General features: G+C 66.9%; 16 protein-coding genes and 4 pseudogenes. 5 read left to right on the forward strand and 15 right to left on the reverse strand.

Translation table 11 applies throughout. The features are described from left to right. Positions 1-185: 185 nt before the first annotated feature. The 6 genes and pseudogenes from ACZK2V_RS13390 to ACZK2V_RS13415 all read right to left on the reverse strand — a co-directional run bounded on the left by ACZK2V_RS13390 (position 186) and on the right by ACZK2V_RS13415 (position 5,814). Positions 186-1,502, reverse strand: a complete 1,317-nt coding sequence (locus ACZK2V_RS13390) for an acyl-CoA thioesterase/bile acid-CoA:amino acid N-acyltransferase family protein (RefSeq protein WP_229655226.1) — start codon at positions 1,500-1,502, stop codon at positions 186-188. A gap of 113 nt (positions 1,503-1,615) precedes the next feature. Further along, positions 1,616-1,738: a hypothetical protein gene (locus ACZK2V_RS13395; protein ID WP_486322477.1), complete on the reverse strand. Its 123-nt coding sequence runs from the start codon at positions 1,736-1,738 to the stop codon at positions 1,616-1,618. Then, on the reverse strand, positions 1,695-2,372 hold the full coding sequence (locus tag ACZK2V_RS13400) for a LytR/AlgR family response regulator transcription factor (RefSeq protein ID WP_486322478.1): 678 nt from the start codon (positions 2,370-2,372) through the stop codon (positions 1,695-1,697). Before ACZK2V_RS13400 ends, ACZK2V_RS13395 begins: the two co-directional genes overlap by 44 nt. Beyond that, positions 2,369-3,352, reverse strand: coding sequence for a sensor histidine kinase (locus ACZK2V_RS13405; protein WP_239669967.1), 984 nt, complete (start codon positions 3,350-3,352; stop codon positions 2,369-2,371). The genes ACZK2V_RS13400 and ACZK2V_RS13405 overlap by 4 nt, the downstream gene beginning before the upstream one ends. Before the next feature lie 253 nt (positions 3,353-3,605). Next, positions 3,606-5,063, reverse strand: coding sequence for an amidohydrolase family protein (locus tag ACZK2V_RS13410; RefSeq protein ID WP_486322479.1), 1,458 nt, complete (start codon positions 5,061-5,063; stop codon positions 3,606-3,608). Positions 5,064-5,114: 51 nt separating this feature from the next. Then, positions 5,115-5,814: pseudogene (locus ACZK2V_RS13415) on the reverse strand (ankyrin repeat domain-containing protein). A 122-nt stretch (positions 5,815-5,936) separates the two neighbouring features. On the opposite strand from ACZK2V_RS13415, the gene ACZK2V_RS13420 reads away from it, so the two are divergent. Both ACZK2V_RS13420 and ACZK2V_RS13425 read left to right on the forward strand, forming a co-directional pair. Further along, a complete protein-coding gene (locus tag ACZK2V_RS13420) occupies positions 5,937-6,818 on the forward strand; it encodes a LysR substrate-binding domain-containing protein (RefSeq protein ID WP_149501180.1) in 882 nt (293 codons plus the stop codon). A 131-nt stretch (positions 6,819-6,949) separates the two neighbouring features. Further along, complete coding sequence (locus tag ACZK2V_RS13425; protein ID WP_049422802.1) at positions 6,950-7,387, forward strand: DUF3806 domain-containing protein; 438 nt, start codon at positions 6,950-6,952, stop codon at positions 7,385-7,387. Positions 7,388-7,464: 77 nt separating this feature from the next. Here ACZK2V_RS13425 and ACZK2V_RS13430 read toward each other — a convergent pair. Beyond that, a pseudogene (locus ACZK2V_RS13430) lies at positions 7,465-8,623 on the reverse strand (amidohydrolase family protein). 183 nt (positions 8,624-8,806) lie between these two features. Between ACZK2V_RS13430 and ACZK2V_RS13435 the strand changes: the two are divergent. Continuing rightward, positions 8,807-9,448 (forward strand): hypothetical protein, encoded by a 642-nt coding sequence (locus ACZK2V_RS13435; protein WP_071229110.1) that lies wholly within the window; start codon positions 8,807-8,809, stop codon positions 9,446-9,448. A gap of 27 nt (positions 9,449-9,475) precedes the next feature. Here ACZK2V_RS13435 and ACZK2V_RS13440 read toward each other — a convergent pair whose 3' ends face one another. After that, a complete protein-coding gene (locus ACZK2V_RS13440; RefSeq protein WP_486322480.1) occupies positions 9,476-10,003 on the reverse strand; it encodes a hypothetical protein in 528 nt (175 codons plus the stop codon). A 207-nt stretch (positions 10,004-10,210) separates the two neighbouring features. Then, a pseudogene (locus tag ACZK2V_RS13445) lies at positions 10,211-12,934 on the reverse strand (TonB-dependent receptor plug domain-containing protein). 219 nt (positions 12,935-13,153) lie between these two features. Here ACZK2V_RS13445 and ACZK2V_RS13450 point away from each other — a divergent pair. Then, on the forward strand, positions 13,154-13,753 hold the full coding sequence (locus ACZK2V_RS13450) for a GNAT family N-acetyltransferase (protein ID WP_486322481.1): 600 nt from the start codon (positions 13,154-13,156) through the stop codon (positions 13,751-13,753). Here the strand turns inward: ACZK2V_RS13450 and ACZK2V_RS13455 are convergent. Next, positions 13,750-14,526, reverse strand: a complete 777-nt coding sequence (locus ACZK2V_RS13455; RefSeq protein ID WP_201116508.1) for a CDP-diacylglycerol diphosphatase — start codon at positions 14,524-14,526, stop codon at positions 13,750-13,752. The genes ACZK2V_RS13450 and ACZK2V_RS13455 overlap by 4 nt on opposite strands. A gap of 67 nt (positions 14,527-14,593) precedes the next feature. Then, a complete protein-coding gene (locus tag ACZK2V_RS13460; RefSeq protein WP_201116510.1) occupies positions 14,594-15,250 on the reverse strand; it encodes a decarboxylase in 657 nt (218 codons plus the stop codon). 171 nt (positions 15,251-15,421) lie between these two features. On the opposite strand from ACZK2V_RS13460, the gene ACZK2V_RS13465 reads away from it, so the two are divergent. Continuing rightward, the gene (locus ACZK2V_RS13465; RefSeq protein WP_006373100.1) at positions 15,422-15,718 is read left to right on the forward strand and encodes an I78 family peptidase inhibitor; all 297 of its coding nucleotides are present in this window, start codon (positions 15,422-15,424) and stop codon (positions 15,716-15,718) included. 95 nt (positions 15,719-15,813) lie between these two features. Here ACZK2V_RS13465 and ACZK2V_RS13470 read toward each other — a convergent pair whose 3' ends face one another. The 4 genes and pseudogenes from ACZK2V_RS13470 to lldD form a co-directional block, all read right to left on the reverse strand. Continuing rightward, entirely contained in the window at positions 15,814-16,698 is an 885-nt protein-coding gene (locus ACZK2V_RS13470; protein ID WP_182266290.1) for a hypothetical protein, read from the reverse strand. A 117-nt stretch (positions 16,699-16,815) separates the two neighbouring features. Then, positions 16,816-17,424 (reverse strand): SMI1/KNR4 family protein, encoded by a 609-nt coding sequence (locus ACZK2V_RS13475; protein ID WP_201116522.1) that lies wholly within the window; start codon positions 17,422-17,424, stop codon positions 16,816-16,818. Positions 17,425-17,516: 92 nt separating this feature from the next. Next, a pseudogene (gene dld, locus ACZK2V_RS13480) lies at positions 17,517-19,222 on the reverse strand (D-lactate dehydrogenase). Continuing rightward, positions 19,219-20,358, reverse strand: coding sequence for an FMN-dependent L-lactate dehydrogenase LldD (gene lldD, locus ACZK2V_RS13485; RefSeq protein WP_049422810.1), 1,140 nt, complete (start codon positions 20,356-20,358; stop codon positions 19,219-19,221). Before lldD ends, dld begins: the two are co-directional and overlap by 4 nt. Positions 20,359-20,360 lie beyond the last annotated feature (2 nt).

The following is a 20,360-nucleotide window of genomic DNA, read 5'->3' on the forward strand; positions in this document are numbered from 1 at the left end:
CCCGCGGTAGTGCCGGCCGCTGGCCGGCAACCTCTACAGCAACAGCGGGCTTTCCGTGGGATGGCGGGGCGGTGTTGGTAGGTGTCGACCTTGGTCGACACGGTAGATCCAGGCCATGCGTGGATGAAGCTCAATCGGATCGGAATCGAACATCTGGAAGGAAGAACCGGGGGCAGCACTTTCGGCTACAGCGCCTCGGCAAGGAACGCCAGCACCGCTGGCCCTACCTCTCGGTCCGCGCGGGCATGACCCTCGGCCGTGCCCCCCACTTCAATGTACGGGCCTGTATCATGGCGATGGGTGGTTGGCTGCAGGAACGGTGTGATCAGATGCCCCGCATCCGAGTAGTACAGGAAACGGTCACGGTCACCACGCCCTGCCGCTGCAAGCCGACGCTGTGCAACAGCCAGCATCACGCCTGAGTCACCCAGCCGATCGTCACCACCTCCGATCCACAACGTGCGTGCGGCAATGTTCTCGATGGGCAGCATCGCGGTACGCAATGCCGGTTCCCAGTGCGGTCCCGGCCTGCCCCAGTCAACCTCCTCGCGATACGGCAGCCACGGCAGGGGTTCGCCCCGCCAGCTCAACGGCGAGCGGTCCACCGCTCGGAAATCGGCCGGGACCACGTCACGGGCGATGCCACGAAACGGGGCTGGACTGCCCACCCAGGACACAGCGACGCGGAGCTCAGGCAGATGCACCGCCGTGGCCATGGTTACGATGCCGCCCCAGGAGCCCCCCATCAGCCCTACCCGCTGTGGATCCACCCGGGGATGGCGCTGCAGCCAGTGCACTGCGTCACGCACGGTTTCCAACGGAACCTCGATCAGGTCCTTGGGCACGCCCGGCCCGCGATACCACGCCACCGACACCGCGACATAGCCGTTGCTGGCCAGCCAGGCGGCATAGAGGTCACCACCGTCGAATCCGCCTTCGGCACCGCCCAGCGTCACCAATGCTGGCGCCCGTGCATCAGCCTGCTGGCCCGATGGCAGGTACAGATGTGCTTCGCGGCCACCGATTTCGACCCGTTGCACCTGCACGCCCGGCAGCATCAGATGGCGCTGCAGGGCCCGCCGTGCGACCACCGATCCTGCAAGTTCCACCTCCAGTTCGAAGGCCTGCGACTGGAATCCCAAGCCGTCATCGGAGCGCTGCCACTGCAGGGGAAGTGCGTTGGCCCTTCCTTCCTGCGGCTGCATCGACCAGATCAGCGCGCTCGCATCGACGCCTCGATAGCTGCCCTGTTCCGAGCCGCTGCGTGCGGTGTCGACCGTCCCCTGCAGGTCCGCGCGCAGTGCCGCCTGTGACTGCCAGCGCTGGCCCCCGCTGTCCTGCATCGACAACCGTAGTTGCACCACTTCGGCCGCCGCCAGTCCTTCGACCGTAATGGCTGGAGCACGATCGGCGCGCCCCTGATGGTCATCGACAATGATCCGCACATCGGCCAACGCAGGCAGCGCCAGCACGCCCAGCAACACACCCAAGCACCACCGCATCCGCATGCTCCACCCTGATCTGGAAATGCGCAGGGTGCACTGGCCGCAACGACTGGATTGCGTACTTCGGCGAGGATGGCACCAACCGTGCCGCTGCAGGCACCAGCCGTGTGTCAGGTGCGTGCCGCCAAGGCCGCCTCCAGCGCCGGCCGGTAGCTGCGGCTCACCGGCAGCTGCACGCCATCGGCCAGTTCAAGCAGCGCATCGCCGTTGTGGCGCTCGATCAGTGATCGCACCCGCAACGGGTTGACCAGCGCCGAGCGGTGCACGCGCAAACGGGTTGACCAGCGCCGAGCGGTGCACGCGCAACAGTCCTCCATCCGCCAGCCGTTCGGCCAGCTGCGCCAGCGGCTCACGCAGCAGGTGCAGTCGCTGCCCCACGTGCACGCACGCGTAATGACCGGCCATGTCGATGTAGTCGATCTCCGCCAGCGGTACATACTGGACACCACCACTGCCAGGCACGGCCAGGGTCTGCGCACAGTCCTCCGTACGCGGTGTCAGGCCTGCCAGGCGGCGCACGCGCTCGATCGCTTCACGCAACCGCTGCGCTGCCACCGGCTTGAGCAGATAGTCTGCGACGCCCAGTTCGAACGCGCGCAGCGCATGCTGCGGCAGGGCGGTCACGAAGATGGTGTGCGCGGCCAGCGCCGGCTGCTGCTGAGGCAACTCCCAGCCACGACCGTCGGGCAGGACCAGATCCAGCAGCAGCAGATCGAAACGGCGCCCCTGAAGCTGCTCGCGTGCCTGCGCGAGGGTGGCGGCTTCGGCATCGACCCTGACCTGCGGAATGCCCGCCAGCAATTGGCGCAGGCGATCACGTGCCAGCGCCACGTCATCCACCAGCAGCACGCTCAGCGGACGCGTCACGCGATGCACTCCGGCAAGGTCACGCGTGCACGATAGCCGCCGCCCTCGCTGGCGGCCTGCAAACGGCCTCCCATCATCGCCAGGCGCCGCTGCAGTGCAGCCTGGCCAGTGCCCAGTCCATCGTTCGTGCCGGGACGCAGGCAGGGGTTGAACAGCGCTACATCAAGCATGCCGTCTTCCACAGCGGCGCGCAGTTCGATCCGCAATGGCCCATCACCAGGCTGCCAGCCACTGTGCAACACCGCGTTTTCGATCAACGGCTGCAGCAACAGACCGGGGACCATACAGGCCAATGCAGCCGCGGTGGCCTGCAGATGCAGATGCACCTCCTGATCGTGCAGCAGCGACTGCAGCGCGACATAGTCCTGTGCTGCGACCAGTTCATCGGCGAAGCAGCGCTGCGACGGGCATTGCAGGGTATCGCGCAGCAGCGAGGACAGCTGCGCCAGTGCGGTGTCCGCTGCCCGTGGACGTTGCAGCGCCAAGCCACCGATGGCGTTGAGCGCATTGAACAGGAAGTGGTGCTGGAGATGCTGGCGCAGGGCTGTTTCACGAGCCTGCTGCAGCACCTCTGACTGCGCCCTCAACCGCTGCAGTCCGGCCAGGCCATGGCCCACGCCCGCCACCGCAATGAAGGTCGGCAACGCAAACAGCGCGTTGATGCCGATTGCGCGCAGCACCTGCTGCGGTGCTGGCCAGGGTTGCCCCTGCCACAGCTGCAGCAGCATGTGGCCCAGGGTCCATCCCAATGCCGTCAGCAGCGGAGTCAGCAACAGGCACAGCGCCAACCATCCGGCCAGATGCCGGCGTCCAGACAGTGGCCAGAGCCGGCACGCGGCCCACAACAGCGGCGTCGCCAGCATCCAGGGCAGCTCGGCGCCGAGGATGAACAACGCCGCAGGCAGCAGGCCACCTGGTTGCTGACTGAGGTGTACCGCTGGAATGGACGTGGCGATCAGCAGCCCCCACAGGGCCAGCATCACCCAACACGGGCGTGGCAACGAAAGCGGTGGCTCCGCGGCAGGCAGCAAGACGGCAGGGGAAACAGGCATGCAGGGATTCAAACCGGAAACGGGCACCATGCTAGGTGCCCGCATCGGATCGTTCCCGTGCCGGAAGCAAGGGGCTCATCCACGTATGGCATGGATCTACTGCTGACCGCAGGTATGGAGGCCATGACGGTTATGGGTAGATCCACGCCATGCGTGGATTCTGCCCCGCCCCGCCCCGCAATCAGTTGGCCTTGGCCGCCTCGGCATTCCACGCTGCGACCCTGGCCTTGGTGTCGGCCAGCATCTTGTCCAGCGCGGCGCGGTCATACACGTTGCCGCGCAGGATCACGCTGTCGATCTTTTCGGTGGCAGCAATGTCCTGCAGTGGGTTGGCGGTCAGCAGTACCAGATCGGCGGCCTTGCCCTGTGCGACACCACCGTAGCGGTCCATCTGGCCGAACCAGGCCGGGCCGGAACGGGTTGCGGCCGACAACGCTTGCGGTGCGCTCAGGCCTTCCTTCACGAACAGCTGCAATTCCTGGTGCAGGGCGATGCCCGGGAAGTTGAACGAGTTGAGGAAGCCCGCATCGGTGCCCGCAATGATCGTCACACCGGCCTCCTGCAGCATCGGCAGCACCGCGGCCACCTGGTGGTACTGCGCGTGGCGCGCTTCGATCTGTGCCGGCGTGGCCTTCGCCGCGCGGTCCACGCGCCACTGGTAGGTCGCACGCAGGCCAGGGCCGATGTAGGCCAGGTACGGATCGTTGGCGTGGTCATCCTGGTCAAGGAAATCGAGGATGCGGCCACCGTTGAGGGTCGGGGTCACGAACACGCCGCGCTTGGCGAAATCGCGGTAGGCGTGCATCGCCGTGTCACGATCGAAGCTGGCGTCGAGGCGGCGGTTGGCTTCGGCGCGGTCGATGCGACCGGCACCGAAGTCGGCGGCGATCTGCGCTTCGTCCTTGCTGCCGGCCTTGAATGCGTAGTCCAGATGCTCGATCGAGGCCAGGCCGGCATCGACCGCCTGCTCCACGGTCAGCGCCATCGGAATGTGACCCGAGGCCTTGAAGCCGGCCTTGCGCGCAGCGCTGGCCGAGTACAGGAACAGGTCCGGCTTCAGCGTGCTGTCGGTGATCTTCACGAAATCGACCTTGTCGTGCTGCAGGCGGGCGATCGCCTTGTCGGCGTCGGCCTCGCTGCCCACTTCGATCGTGCCCTTCCAGACCGGCTTGATGCCTTCGATCTTCGCGCCCGAACTCAGCAGGCGCGGACCGAACAACGTGCCCTTGGCGATCTCGCCGCGCCACTGCAGTACCTGCTCGGGCAGATCGCCGGAACAGTCACGCACCGTGGTGATGCCGTGCGCGATGTACAGCGGCAGCAGCGCCTTGTTCTCTTCGATCAGCGCCGGACCACCACCGAAGTGCACGTGCATGTCCCACAGGCCCGGAATCAGGTACTTGCCCTTGGCATCGATCTGGCGGGCCGCACTCCATTGACTGCGCAGCTGCGCGTCCGGGCCGACGGCGACGATGTCCTCGCCACGGATCACCACGCTCTGCCCGGCCAGGGTGCTGGCGTGCTCGACATCGACCACGGTGGCATTGCGGATCAGCAGGTCGGCGCGCTCGGCGGCAGACGCCGACAGCGGTGCTACCGCAAGGAGGATGGCAAGGGGCAACGGACGGGAACGGAACATGGACAGCATCCTGATGGGCACGCCCAGCGTGCGGGTGGAAGGGGTTTGCATTCAACGCACCGCGCCGTGCTGGCGCAGCAGGGTCTCAATTCCGGTATAGCCGCGCTGACGCGCGTGCGCCAGCGGCGTCACGCCGTCGCCGTCGGCAAGCTCCGGGTCGGCACCGGCCTCCAGCAGCAGCTGCACGATCTGCACGTGGCGCGCCGCCATCGCCGAGCAGGATCGCTTCCAGCAGCGCGGTCCAGTGCAGCCGGTTGACATGGTCCACCGCCACACCGGCCCGCAGCAGCGTGCGCACAGTGGCGACGTGACCGCGCTCGGCGGCCGGAATCAGCGCGGTGCCGCCATAGCGGTTGGTGCTGCGCAGATCGGCGCCATGCGCCAGGGTCATCGCCAGGATCTCGTCCAGGCCGCGCGCACCGGCGTACAGGTAGGCGCTGTCCTGCAACGCGTCCTTGGCGTTGACGTCTGCCCCGGCCTCGATCAGCTCACGCGCGGCATCCACGTTGTTGCCATGCGTGGCCAGCAGCAGCGCGGTGCGGCCCTGGCCATCGCGCGCCTCCAGCGTGGCGCCATCCTCGATCGCCTGTCGCACCGCATCGGCGTCGCCGCGGCTGGCAGCATCCCGCAGGCGCGCGTCTGCGTCGGCCCTGGACGTGGCGGTGCAGGCGGGGGTGACCATGGCCAGCAGGCACAACAGCAGCACGCGCGTGAACGGCGCAGGCCAGCCAGCGGAATGATGGACGCGCATGACAGTGTCTCCTCATGTCCGTCGCCACGGAACGCCGTGCGACGGTAGCAACAGCCGGGCATTGCCGGCCCCTGCCCTGCATGGTAGAAGTCGGCCTGGGTATCCAGAAGTGAAATGTTCAAATGCAAGACAGTGCCAAATCGAATAGAACCCTGTTCGAACTGGACCTGCTGCGGGCGCTGGTGATGGTGGCCGACTGCGGCAGCTTCACCACGGCGGCCACGCGCCTGCATTCGACCCAGTCCACGGTCAGCCAGAAGGTGCGCCGGCTGGAGGAACTGGCCGGGCATCGCCTGCTCGAACGCGGCCATCGCGACGTGCACCCCACTGACGCCGGCCACACCCTGCTCGGCTACGCGCGGCGCATGCTCGACCTGAACGAGGAAATGGCGCAGGCGCTGGCCGGTGCGACGGTGGAGACCGCGGTCCGCATCGGCGTGCCCGAGGATTTCGTCAACGCGCAGACCACGCGCATGCTGGCCGCCTTCAGCCGTCGCCACCCGCAGGTGAAGCTGGAGATCAGCAGCGGCCTCAGCCGCGACCTGGCGCAGGGCTTCGACCACGGTGAGCTGGACCTGGTGCTGGTCAAGCAACGCCGGAACAGCCGCCAGGCGGTGCATTGCCGGCGCGAGCCGATGCACTGGATCGACAGCCTGCGCAGCGGCTGCCTGCAGCAGGACCCGCTGCCGCTGGTCACCTTCCCGCCGCGCGGGCTGTACCGCGACGAGATGATCCATGCCGTGGAAGCGCTGGGCCTGCGCTGGCGCATCGCCTTCACCAGCTCGTCGCTGAGCGGCATCCAGGGCGCGGTGGCCGATGGCATCGGCATCAGCCTGCTGCCGCGCCGCGCGGTCAGCCGCGAGCACCGCATCATCGATGGAGAGCGCGAGCTGCCGGTGATCGACAACTACGAGATCGGCCTGCTGCATCGCGCGGACGCCGATGATGCCGTGCGTGCACTGGCCAGCGAGCTGTGGCGGCAGGTGCAGCGCGAACCGGACTGACCACGGTAGATCCACGCCATGCGTGGATGCCTTTCGCGCATCACGCATCGAAACATGGTCACTCCGGCCGTATAGCGGGCAACAATCGCCTCGTAGAGTGCCTGTTGTTTCCGTGCTCCACGGCGCCTGCCATGTCCGACGAAATCCCCACCCGCTTCGATCCGCTGCCTGCGGCGCTGCAGACGCATCTGCAGCACCAGCGCTCGCTGATCGCCGCGCGCGTGGCGGCCGGCTTCCCGACGTTGCCGGTGCAATGGCCGCTGGCGGCCAGCACACTGCAGCGCGTGGTCGATGCCGAGCTGATCGACCGTGCCGACTGCGATGGCTGGGAAGCGCTGGGCGTGGCGTTCGGTGACACCCTGGCCCAGCGCGTGCCGGGTCTGGCCTGGATGCAGGTCACCGATGCCTGGGGCATCGATGCGGTGCTGCGCTATGCCGACAGCAGCCTGCAGATCGGCGCCAGCACACTGCTGCTCAAGCGCGTCGAACAGGGCGAAGTCATCGACATCGCCCACCTGCTGGCGTGGCTTGAGGAATTCGTCGCCACGCGCGCCGACGATTACGCCTGACGGCACATCGGGGTAGATCCACGCCATGCGTGGATGAATGAGACCACGCGATGGCGCATCCACGCCATGACGTGGATCTACAGCCAGCGGCCGTCGACCACCACGCGGCGCTCCACCGGCACTCCGGCCACGGCGGCCGGGCCGTGGTCGGCACGCACGGCCACGAACGTCGCCGGCCGGCCTTCGGCAATGCCATGCTGCGGCAGGCCGATCACCTGCGCGGCATGGGTGGTCACCATGTCCAGCGCCAGCATCAGGTCGGCATCGGTATGGAAGCCGGAGCGGTAGCCCAGCAGCATCGCGCGTTGCAACAGGTCGCCGTTGCCATACGGCCACCAGCAGTCGCGGATGTTGTCGTTCCCGGCGAACACGCGCACACCAGCGTCATGCAACGCGCGCAGCGGCGGGAACGGATGATCGCCCGGCGCGTTGCTCATGATCGCTACGCTAGCCGTGGCGAGCGCCTCGCCCACCTGCAGCGCGCGCCAGCGGCACGTCGCCCAGCGAATAGGCATGGCTGACCGCCACCCGACCCTGCAGGCCAGCGGCCCGGGTGCGCGCGGCGATGCGCAGCAGCTGCGCCAGACCGGTTTCGCCGGGCTCATGCAGATGGATGTCCAGCTGCACGCCATAGCGCTCAGCCAGGCCGAACAGCAGCGCCAGCTGGCCTTCGGCATCACCGTCGAGCGTGGTCGGGTCGATGCCGCCGAGCACCTCCACGCCCGCAGCAAGGGCCTGCTCAAGCACCGCTGCGGTACCAGCGCAGGACATCACCCCGGCCTGTGGGAACGCCACCAGCTGGATGCGCATGATGTCGGCACAGCGCAATGCGGCCTCGTGTACCGCTTCCAGGTGACGCAGGCCGGTGCTGCCATCGATATCGACATGGCAGCGCATTGCCACTGTGCCGAAGCCGCTGCATTGGCGGATCAGCGCCTCGGCGCGATCGACCATCGGCGCCGCAGCCGCCACTGCCGCCTTTTCCACCGCCAACCGCTCACGCAGGCTGTTCACCGGCTGATGCGGATGCCAACGGTCGCCGACGAAGCTCTTGTCCAAGTGGATGTGGCCATCCACCAACCCCGGCAGCACCGCAAAGCCCTGCAGATCGACGCTTTCCGCCCCTTCAGCCGGGCCGGTATGGCCGTTGAGCCCGCTGATGCGGCCATCACGGATGTGGAAGTGCAGCGGTGCACCGTCGCGGTCGACACCGCCGTGGATGAACTGCAGGGTCATCGGGAATTCCCGGAAAGCCAAGACTGGCGCCATCCTGCGCCTCGATAGCGCCATCGGCCAACGAAATATCTGGATGGCACGCATTCACCAGAACGATGATTCCCCCTGCGACAACCGGTCGCAGCCACGCCGTGCACACCCCTGAACGGGTAACATGGGCGCCTGTTTCCGCTGTGATGCCGCATGGGCCCGTCCGACCGCCACGATCGTCTCCGCCGCTGGCAGGCCGCGTCCCTGCTTGCCGCCGCTCCGATCGCCAGCCTGTCCGCCACTGATGCTGCGGCCGCCGCGCCGCTGCAGTCGCCGCCGGGCCAGCAGCGCATCGCCCCGGCTGCGCTGGTCGAGCGCCTGCACCAGCGCGTGCTGTCCGGGCAGAGCGCCACCGCCACGCTGGAACACTGGTGCGCAGAGCACGGCCTGGCCGAACAGGCGCGGGTGCGCGCCGTGCGCATACACGGCCAGGACAAGCCTGCCCCCGCCGACGTGCTGCAGGCGCTGGGCGTGAAGCCGGGTACCGACCTGCGCTATCGCCGCGTGCAGCTGGTCTGCGGCAGCCGCGTGCTGTCCGAGGCCGACAACTGGTACCTGCCTGGTCACCTCAGCCCGGCCATGAACCAGGTGCTGGACAGCACCGACGAACCGTTCGGTCGCGTGGTCGGCCCGCTCGGCTTCCAGCGCCAGACCCTGGCTGACCAGACGTTCTGGCCGCCGCGGGGCGAAGGCGATCACGGCGTGATCCTGGAAGTGCGTGCCCTGCTGCGCGACCGCCAGCAGCAGCCTTTCAGCTACGTCATCGAGTCGTACCTGCAGCAGACGCTTCCGTAACGCGCCGCGGCGCCGGGCATCCGCCGGCTACGGGCCCGTGATGGCGTTGGCTGCAGGATCCACCGAGAACACGAAGCGCCCACCACGCTGGTCCCTGCCCCATGTCATCGGCGCCGTGGTCAGACTGTAGACCGGGGCCGCCTTGTCCGTGCCGATCGCCTCGGACCAGGCACTGAAATCCTCATCGGTACGGCTTCGGATCTCGCCAACACACAGGCTGTAGCCACAGGCGAAAGACACCAGCGTGCCGTCGCTGCCGATGAGCCGGGTCGCGGCCGTCCTGTAGAGCCGGGTCAGGTCCTGCACTTCCGGGTGGCCGGCCGCATCGCGCTCGAACTGGCTGATCGCCTGCGCGAAAGCCTTGTCGGAACCCAGCAGCGCCTCGCTCTTCTGCACGGACACCGCACCCTCGCTCAGCAGCATGCGCTCGCCCTCGAGGAAGTGCCCCTCCGGTTGCGCGAGCCCAGCTGCCGCCGTCGTGGCACTCGATGCCGTTGCCGCGCGATGGCCCAGCGTGCTCCGCTGGCTGCGCGTGAGACTGCGCAGGCGCGGCATTGGCCACCTCCGCGGCATCCTCCACGCTGGCCGCCTGCCTGCCACTGCAACCTGCAATGGCCACCACTGCAATCACACTCCACACCCTGACATCCATGCGCATCCTCCTCCGGGTAGCGCCACAGCATGCCACGCGCGCAGCGGCAACACGGGTGCACTGCACAACGAAAAGCCCAGCAATGCTGGGCCTTTCGTTCGCCTGCGGAATCAGCGGAACCGGTAGTCCAGTTGCACCCAGTACTGGCGGCCATATGGGTCGTAGTTGCCAACCGGATAGAACGGCCAGCCGCCTCCGTTCTTGTCCGCCGGCGGGCGGCTGTCACGCAGGTTGTTGACGATTACGCCCACCGACAGGTTCTCGCCGAACTGGCGGAACACGCTGGCGTTGTACGTCATGTACGGCGCGATGCGGCCACTGCCATCGGTCTTCGGCAGCGAGCCGAAGCGGTTGCCGTACAGCGTGGTGGTCCAGTCACCCTGGTTCCAGGTGATGCTGCCGTTGGCCTTGCTGCGCCACTGGTAGTCATCCAGCGAATTGCGGATGTCACGCTCCGGATCATCGGAGAACTGTCGGTATTTGTGCTCCAGCACCACGGTGTAGGCCAGGCGCGTGGTGAAGCGGCCATAGCGGCCGGCATCGAAACGCCAGTTGCCCTTCAGGTCCAGACCGCGAACCGATTCGGAGGCCGCGTTGATCGGATTGATCAGCACGCGGGTCACCTGGTCCGGCTGCACGGTGGCATTGGACGGATTGCGGATCACCCGCGACAGCGCGTCCTGGCACAGCAGCGAACCGATATCGCGCGCTTCGCCGCCCAGCGTCCGGCCCAGGCGGCAATCGGCCTCATCACGCAGGATGCGGCTGGTATCGAGGCTGGTCACTTCGTTGTCGATGCGGATGTCGTAGTAGTCAGCGCTGAAATCCAGGCCGGACAGCGGCGACCAGACCACGCCGAAACCATACGACTTGGCCGATTCCGGCTGCAGCTGCGCATTGGCGCGGTTGCTGTAATCAATCGACAGGCCGTTGTAGTCGCAGTTGTCGTACGACTGGCCCGCCGTGCGGCAGCGCCAGTAATCGGTCATGCCCGGGTTGTAGCCGCGGGTTTCGGTGGCAAACACGTAGTTCATGTCCGGCGCACGGAAGCTGGTCGCCGCCGTACCACGGATCAGCAGGCTCTCGATCGGACGGAACTCGACGCCGAAACTCCAGGTGGCCTTGCCGATGTGCTCGCCACCGGCACGGTACTGGTCATAACGACCGGCCAGGGTGGTGGTCAGCGACTGCAGCAGCGGCAATTGCAGCTCCACACCTGCAGCGTAGCGGTCACGCTCGCCACCGGCGCCAATACCGGCACTGGTGTTCCAGAATTCACCGGTGCCCAGTCGCGGGTCCGGGCGGTTGCGGTAGCCCTGGCTGCCGGCTTCGACCACCGCAGCCAGCGCAGCGTCGCCACCGGGCAGTGCGAACAGCCGGCCGTTGACGCTGGCGCTGAAGGTCTGCAGCCACGCCGCGTTGCGGCTCTCCTGGTAGCCGGACAGGCTCTGGTACTCGTTCGGGCTCAGCGGCTGGAACAGGCGCGCCGGATCCGGCGCATAGACCTCCACACCATTGCGCACACCGAGCTTCGGGCCAAGCAGGTATTCGTTGATACCGGCCAGCAGCACCGGGCGGCGGGTGCGGTTCTCGTAACGCGAACGGCTGTAGACCGCCTCATAGTCCCAGCCACTGTCACCGATCTGGCCGCGCGCCCGACGTTGAATGACCACGAGTTTTCCAGGAAGCGGTTGGCATTGCGCGGCAGGCCACCGATTTCCTCGGGCGCAAACCGGCGGTACCAGCTTTCCAGGTTGCCGGTGGTCTGGTTGTAGAAGTAGTTGCGGGCCGAGGTCCAGGTGGGCGCACGGGTGTTGTTGGTGATGCGTGCGCTGCCCACGGCCAGATCGGCGAACAGGTCGGTGGTCTCGTTGACGTGGAAGGTCAGCAGGCCGTAGCCGTTGAGGTTGCGCTTCTCGGTCTGCACCGTCCAGTAGCTGGCGGCGGCCTCGTTGCTGCCGCAATACCAGCCCTGGCGCGGGTTGAAGGCACGGAACACGCTGCCGCCATAGATGTCCGACGCCGCGTCGCAGCCATTGGCGCCCGGATCGATGTTGCGACCGGTCGCGGCGTTGCGGCGATACGCGATCGCGGTCGCCTGCGGCGCCTTGCCGGCCGGGTCATCATCCAGCGAGTCCATGAAGTCGCGCTGGCGCGCATGGATCGCCTTGCGCACGTCGAACTCGAAGCCGAACAGGGCATCCCAGCGCTCGCCGGAACTGCCACCGACGACCTGCGCGCTGGTTGTCGCCACCGCCCTGCTGGGTGCCGCCGGCCCGCACGTTCACGTCCACACCCTCAAAGCGGTCCTTGAGGATGATGTTGACCACGCCGGCGATGGCGTCGGAGCCGTACACCGCCGACGCACCTGCCGCCAGGACCTCGATGCGCTCGATCAGCGCACTGGGAATGTTGGCCAGGTTGACCACGTTCACCGAGCCCTCGTAGGCCAGCGGGTAGTCGGCCTGGCGGCGGCCGTTGACCAGCACCAGCGTGCGGTTCGGGCCCAGCCCGCGCAGGTTGATGGTGTTGGCGGCCGGGGTGAAGGTGTTGCCGAAGTCCTCGCCCTGTACGTTGCCGGTGTTCTCGGTCAGCGCGCTCAGTGCGTCGAAGGCATTGCGGTAGCCCTGCGCATCGATTTGCTCGCGGCTGATCACCGTCACCGGCGACGGGCCCTCGACACTGGCGCGTGGAATGCGCGAGCCGGTGACCTTCACTTCCTGCAATGTGGTGGGTGCGCTTTCCTGCGCGAAGGCCGGCAGCGAGACCAGCATCAGGGACGACAGTGCGAGCACCAGCGGACGCGGGCGCAGCGCCTTGTGGGAGGCGGACATGGGCTTCCTGGGGAGTTGGGCGGGTGGTGGTACGGGGGCAGCGGCCTGTACGGCGCATAACGATCCCGTAACGAAAGTGTCCTGAATGGGGGGTTTCAACGGAAATGACCAGGCCTGATGGCCTTATGCCTGAACCGAATCAGACCCGCAGTGCCATCCACCACACTTTTGCAATGTTTTGAATGGTGCAGGGCTGCAGGCACGGCCATCGTGCCGGGGATGATGACCCCGTACCCCACTTCCCTCCTTCCCCCATTGCGCCCGGTGCTGCGCCGTCACCTGCTGCAGCTGCAGGCCGCACCGGTCCCCCTGCGCCCTTTCCAGCGTGCCGACCTGCCGCGCTGGCGCCTGTTCGATGACCGCCGCCGGCGCGGCCGCCGCGATCCGTCCGTCATCGATGAGGAAGCGCGCTTCCTCGCCCACATGCATCGCTCACGCCTGGAACAGGACAACGACCAGCTGCTGCTGGGGGTGTTCGATGACGAGCACGGCAACGTACTGGACCAGCTGCACGTACGGCTGCAATCACTACACGCGCGCAGCGCCGAACTGCTGTCGCTGCAGCATTGGCACCCGCATTCCGATGCCGCGCTGCGTGCACTGTGCCCGTTCCTGTTCGAGGATGTCGGCCTGCATCGCCTGTTCGTGATGCTGCCACCGGACTGCAGTGATCCGTTCGCCACCGCGCTGCGGGCCTTCGGCTTCGAGCAGGAAGGCCTGCTGCGCGACCATCATCTGGATCTGGATGGCTGGCAGGATCGCCAGCTGCTGGCGCTGACCGCACCCATGTGGCGGAACAAGCACAGGGTGCTGGACTAGCGCACCCGCTCCAGCGCGTTGCCGGCACCGGTCAGCACCGAGCAGGCGTGGTCCTGCAGCTCTTCGGCGCTGGCCTCGTTGCCGGTGCCCGCGTCCACACGGGTGGCCAGCAGGATGAAGCCCGGGACGCCCTGCACGGCGTCCCGGCCCGCCACAACCAGGCTCCACTGGCCGACGTCGTCCACGCCTGCGAGGTCGTAGGCCAGCAGATTGAGCGGATTGGCGGTCAGTTCTGCGCCCGGCAGCAGGCGTGCCTGGTACTGATGGCCGCGCAGCAGCCCCGGCAGCGGTGTCCACTGGCTGCCCAGGGCGGCAGCATGCGTGTCCAGCGCCTGCAGCACGTCGGCACGCAGGCAATCCACATGAATATGCAACTGGTGCTGCGAGCGGCCGTGCGGCGAGTTCAACGCCAGGCTGGCGACGTTGCGCGGCAGCGGTTGCCGCAAGGCCTGTTCGGTGTGGCTGCGCGCCTGCCAGGCTGCAGCGAAGTAGTTCGGTGCACCTCGCTGGTACAGGCTGCGGCTCTCGATGCCGCTGACCTTGTCCAGCGGCATCAGCAGGAACTGGTAGTCGCCGTGCGCGTCCTTGACCAGCACATCGCGGCGGTCTGCTGCCGTCTCCACCCGCAGGCAATCGCCACGCGGGCCTTCGGCGCCCTGGCAGTCACGTTCAATCAATCGCCACAATGCATCGGAATGGGCCGGCGGCGGAGGCGCGCTGGCACAGGCAGACAACAGCAGCAGGGACGACAGCAGGAAGGGACGCAAGGACACGGCACGACTCACGGAGCAGGCACGGCAGACAGCGCCGCGCTGCATTCTAGCCAGTGCAACGCTGCAATCAGTAGGTGCCGAACGGCACTTCAACCACGATCGGGGCGGCACCCTCGCCGGCCTGCAGGCTGTAGCGGTCCAGCGCGCCATCGTCATCGGCGTGCGGCTGGCGCTGGAACTGCAGCGGGTAGCGGCTGTCCCCCAGGCGCACGGCACTGCCGTCGGCCTCCAGCGCGGCACCTTCCGGAATCAGCAGACCGCCCAGGTCGCTGTAGGCGCCAGGTACATCGGCGAAGCTGTAGTCGGCCAGCTCGTCCACCCGCTGCATCGCATAGACGTGCGGCACATAGGGTCGTGCAGGGCTACGGCCATTGCTCAGGTCCGTCACCCAGGCCTGCGGCAGGTGGTACTCCCCGCGCAGCGCAGCGACGCCCAGCGAGGGGCTGGCCACCTGCAGGCAGCACACCGCCCGCTTGCCCTCGCGGTCGAGGATGGCGAAACGGTCGCCGCGGGTGGCCGCCTGCGGCAGCATGGCGAAGGCCAGGTTACGCTGCGCCGGCGCGTAGCCGGATTCGGTCTGCAGGTTGCGCCAGGCGCCGAATACCGGGGATTGGACCTGCTCGGATTCCGGATCGGCAGCGGAGGCGGCAAACGCCACGCCCAGCAACGACAACATCAGGGCCGTCATTGTCTTGTCCTTGCCGCGGAAACTGCCTGCCGTCATACCGTATCCAACACCTGCGCCGGAAAGGCCCGGCCTGCCCGCTGGCGTACTGCCAGCTATTCCTCCCACTATGCAATGACCACGCTGTGCCGGCAATGACCGGGGCGCTGACGCCTTTCGCACGCTCGGTGCTATCGTTCCCGCCATCGTCCCCTGCGCAGGAGCGCTCACATGTCTGCATTCCGTCTGTCCCTGTTGCTGCCGGCCTCCGCCCTGCTGCTGTCGGCCTGCGTCAGCACCCCTGGCCCGGAAGTCAAAGGCAGTGGCCGCTGCGACGCCAGCCAGCTGGGCTGGGCGATCGGCCAGCCGGCCAACGAGCCCAACATCCGTCGCCTGTCCCGCGAGAGCGGTGCCGGCCTGGTCAACCCGATCGGCCCCAGCACCATCACCACCAAGGACATCCGCCCGGACCGCCTGCGCGTGTTCGTGGACAAGGACAACATCATCACGTCCACCCGCTGCGAGTAAGCGCGGCAGCAGGCTTTTGTAGAGTCGAGCCATGCTCGACTGGTTTTCTGCGCGACCCATCCGAAAACCAGTCGAGCATGGCTCGACTCTACATTTCAGGGTTCGGTATACCCCGCGCAATCCGGCAGCGCCTGGTCGGGGTGGAATACCCCATCGCTGAAGCGGAACAGCCGCGTGTAGGTGCACGCCGGGTCCTGCTCGGTGCGCAGATCCTGCTTCTTCAACGGCCCCTTGGCCAGCGAATCCTCGAAGCGCGAAACACCGGCCGGGAACCGGGTCGCCACGGTCTGGTAGCGCAGCACCGGCATGCCCTCGGCGACCGTATCCAGCGCCAGCTTCGCCGAGAAGCCGTATTCGTCATGGCAGGCACCTGCGCGCTGCTTGATGTCCTGTTCGCTGAAACAGGCGCGGATCATCGCATTGCCCAGCCATGGCACGGTCAACACGTCGTCGTCCACCTGGATGTCGTCCTGCAGGTGGCGCACGCGTGCCAGTTGCAGCGTGGATGCGTCGGCACCTCCACCGGAGTACATGGCGCTGAACGTGACGATGCCACCCACCAGCACATTCTGGCGGGCGCGCTGCTGCGGGTCGGTCACCGGTTCATCGCTGCCCACGCCAGGTGCCAGCCGCACGATCCACGGCCACAGCGACAGCTCGCTTTCCTGCGGCACGTCGATGCTGACGTGGTAGGTGTGTGGCGTGCCCTGGCCCGGTTCCTTCTCAAGTACTTCCAGCACGGTCGGCCGGTCACCATCTTTGGCAACCGGCTGCACGCGCACGCACCAGTTGCCGTCCCGCGTGCACTCGTAGAGCCCCACCGGCCCCGTCTCACTGGCGATCAGCACCTGCCCCAACGGCTCCATCACGTTGCCCGCAGCGTCACGCTGCTGCGGCAGGATTGAGCCCTGCGCCAGCGCCAGCATCGGGGTGGCCAGCAGTGCAACGCACACGGTCGTGCGGGCAAGGACGGGGGGCATGGATGAGATTCCTGCTCGTGGAATCAAGATGGTAGCGCAGGAATAACGGAACGATCGCGACCAGCCCGGTGAACCGGAACCCAAGCGGCACACTACCTGTCAGAACGGCGCTCCCAACTACGCCCCTCCAGCAGTACGGAGAATGGCCGGGGGAGCGAAGCCGTCATCAGTTGACGACTCGAGATTCTCACCATCCCAGCTTGCCTGAGTGATCCACTCCACAGCCTTCTCAGCGAAGTCAGCGAAAGTGGGAGCAAGAAGGTACTTGGTGTCTTCATCCGCACCAAAGGCAATCATCTGTCCTTCAGCACCGTCAATGTCGGGGTCGAAATCCAATCCCATGTGATTGCCGCCACCATCGTGAGTCAGCGGTATCCAACGTGCATTGGTATACATCGGCTTCACCACCCCCGCAGGACTGGACTTCATGAACTCCGCGCAGTCCTCGTTCATGCCGTCGGCCTCGATCTCACGCCAACCCTGCCACTGCCGCCTGATCTCCATGGACGAGAGCATCTGAGTGCCGAACAGAAGCCCGGCCCCATCCTGCCCGTCGTGAATCATCAGCAGCTGCCTGAGCAGATCTGGCAAAGCGACTCCAAGCTGAGCTTCCAGTTCAACCAGCTCGCTTTCGGAAGCTCCCGGTCGCAACTGCACTTCATCCAGACAATTCTTCTCGTGAAGCGACGCTTTGATGGACGCCCATATCTGATCTGCACTCTGCATTGGTTCTGTATCCGTTTCAGCCAAGACCTCAGCCTAGTGCGAACCCGATCAGTGATGAATGCAAGAGATCCGAATTTTCAGAGAGTGCGCCGCTAATGCCCACTACAGTCGCAGCCACCCCACCCCTTCGCCTTCGACGTCTGGCCGATACCCGGGTTGAAGGTATTGCTCGGGTCCAGCTGCCTGTAGAACCCGGCCAGCGCCGGCTTGGCCGGGTACAGGTGGCCGACGTTGTGCTCGGCTGGATACTCGGCGCCACGCTGGTCCAGCAACGCCCACATCGCATGCTCGATCGCCATCGGGTCTTCGCCTTTGCGCGATGTAGTCCTGGTGGAATACGTGGCACAGGAAGTGCCCGTAATACAGCTTGTGCAGCAGGCGGCCATCGATATCGACCGGCAGCTGCTCGAACCAGTCGGCATCATCGCGGCGCAGGGCGATGTCCAGCGCGACGATGTCCTGCACCTGGTCGCGGTGTACCTCGCGGTAGCGCACCGCGGCGCCGGCCACAGCGAAGCGATGCAGGAACGCCTTGCGCCCCTCATCGGCCGTGCAGTGGAAGTAGCCGCCCTCATGGTCGGCGAAGAAGCCGCGCAGCCAGGCCTCGGTTTCCGCGGCGTCCTGCGCGGAGACCTTCAGCAGCAGATGATGCTCGTAGCGCTGGCGGAACTCGCCCATGCGCTTGGGCAGGTGCGAGGGCAGCAGGCCGGTCAGCACCTGCATCACCCGGTCGGTCACGCTGCGCAGGCCCAGCCGCTCGAACCAGCCATCAACCCGGCTCTTCAATGCGAAGGCGGCCGGCACACGCGCGGTGCCAAGGCGGTCGATCAACAGGAAGCTGTCCTTGCCGTAGCGTTCGCCGATGTCATAGGCATCGCGGTGGATGTACTCGCCGGCAATCGGCAGGCGTTCGAAGCCGGTCAGCAGTTGGCGCCGGATCGCGGTGAGGCTGTCGGTGCGGTTGCTGCCGATATAGAAGACCTCGGCGGCCTCCTTCTCGAAGGTATCCAGGCGCACCGCGAATACTGCCAGCTTGCCGGCAGACCCCGCTGCCTCGAAGTGGCGGCTGGGGTCGGCATTGAAGCGTGCCGGCGTATCGGCATCGACCCGGCGCACTTCCTCGGCGTAGCGTGGATCGGAGGCGGCGCGGCCATCGCCGTCCCCAACGTCGGCAGCACGGTAGTCGCCCGCCTGCAGGCGCTGCAGGATCTGCTCGGGCGTATCGCCCAGCGCGATGCCCAGATGGTTGACCAGCTGCAGCTGGCCCTGCGCATCGACCTGCGCATACAGTGCCAGCTCGGTGTAGGCCGGGCCACGGCGCACCAGCGCCGCCGCCGGAGTTGTTGCAGATGCCACCGAGTACCGACGCACCGATGCAGGACGAGCCGATGACCGAATGCGGTTCGCGGCCGAGCGGTGCCAGCGTCTGCTCCAGGCGGTCCAGCGTCGCGCCGGGCAGGCACAGCACCTGGCGGCCCTCGTTCAACAGCTGGATGCCGGTCAGGCGCAGCGTGCTGACCAGCACGATCGGACGCCCATAGTCGTTGCCATCCGGGGTCGAGCCACCGGTCAGGCCGGTGTTGGCCGCCTGCAGGATGATCGCTGCCCCGCCCTGCACCGCCGCCTGCAGCACACGCCACAGCTCCAGCAGCGTCCCCGGGCGCACCACCGCCAGCACCGGGCCGTCGCCGAAACGGTAGCCACGGCGGAAACGGCGGGTGGCCTTGTCGCCGGTCAGTACATGGCGGTTGCCGACCGCATCGCGCAACTGCGCCAGCACGGCATCGTGGCCACTCACGGCAGGTTGACCAGCGAATCGCGGCCGATGTCAGCGATGCGGCGCGCACCGGTCAGTGTCATCGCCACGCGCATTTCCTTGGCGATCAGGTCCAGCAGGTTTGCCACGCCGGCCTCGCCCTGCGCGGCCAGCGCGTAGACGAAGGCACGGCCCAGCAGCACGGTGTCGGCGCCCAGTGCCAGCATGCGCACCACGTCCAGGCCAGTGCGGATGCCGGAATCGGCGAGGATCTTCAGGTCGCCCTGCACCGCATCGGCAATCGCCGGCAAAGCACGCGCAGTGGACAGCACGCCATCGAGCTGGCGGCCGCCGTGGTTGGAGACCACGATGCCATCGGCGCCGAACTTGGCCGCATCACGCGCGTCATCCGGATCAAGGATGCCCTTGATCACCATCGGGCCCTTCCAGAATTCGCGGATCCATTCCAGGTCCTTCCACGAAATGGAGGGATCGAAGTTGCTGCCCAGCCAGCCGATGTAATCCTCCAGCCCGGTCGGGTTGCCACGATAGGTGGAGATGTTGCCCAGATCATGCGGGCGGCCGAACAGGCCCACGTCCCACGCCCAGTGCGGGTGGGTGATGGCCTGGCCGATGCGGCGCAGCGAGGCGTTCGGACCGCTCATGCCGGAGTGGGCATCGCGGTAGCGCGCACCCGGCACCGGCATGTCCACGGTGAATACCAAGGTGGTCACGCCCGCAGCCTGCGCCCGCTCCAGCGCGTTGCGCATGAAGCCACGGTCGCGCAGTACATACAGCTGGAACCACATCGGCCGCTGGATGGCCGGTGCCACTTCCTCGATCGGGCACACCGATACGGTGGACAGGGTGAACGGGATGCCTCGACTGTCGGCCGCGCGCGCCGCCTGTACTTCACCGCGTCGGGCATACATGCCGGTCAGGCCGACCGGCGCCAGTGCCACCGGCATCGCCAGCGTTTCGCCGAACAGTTCGGTTTCCAGGCTCAGGTCGGACATGTTTCGCAGGATGCGCTGGCGCAGCGCGATGTCGGACAGGTCGGAAACGTTGCGCTTCAGCGTGTGCTCGGCATACGCGCCGCCATCGATGTAGTGGAACAGGAACGGCGGCAGCCGGCGTTGCGCTGCGGCACGGTAATCGGTGGAGGCGGAGATGATCATGG

The organism is Stenotrophomonas sp. 93052_Sma (genome assembly GCF_056481145.1).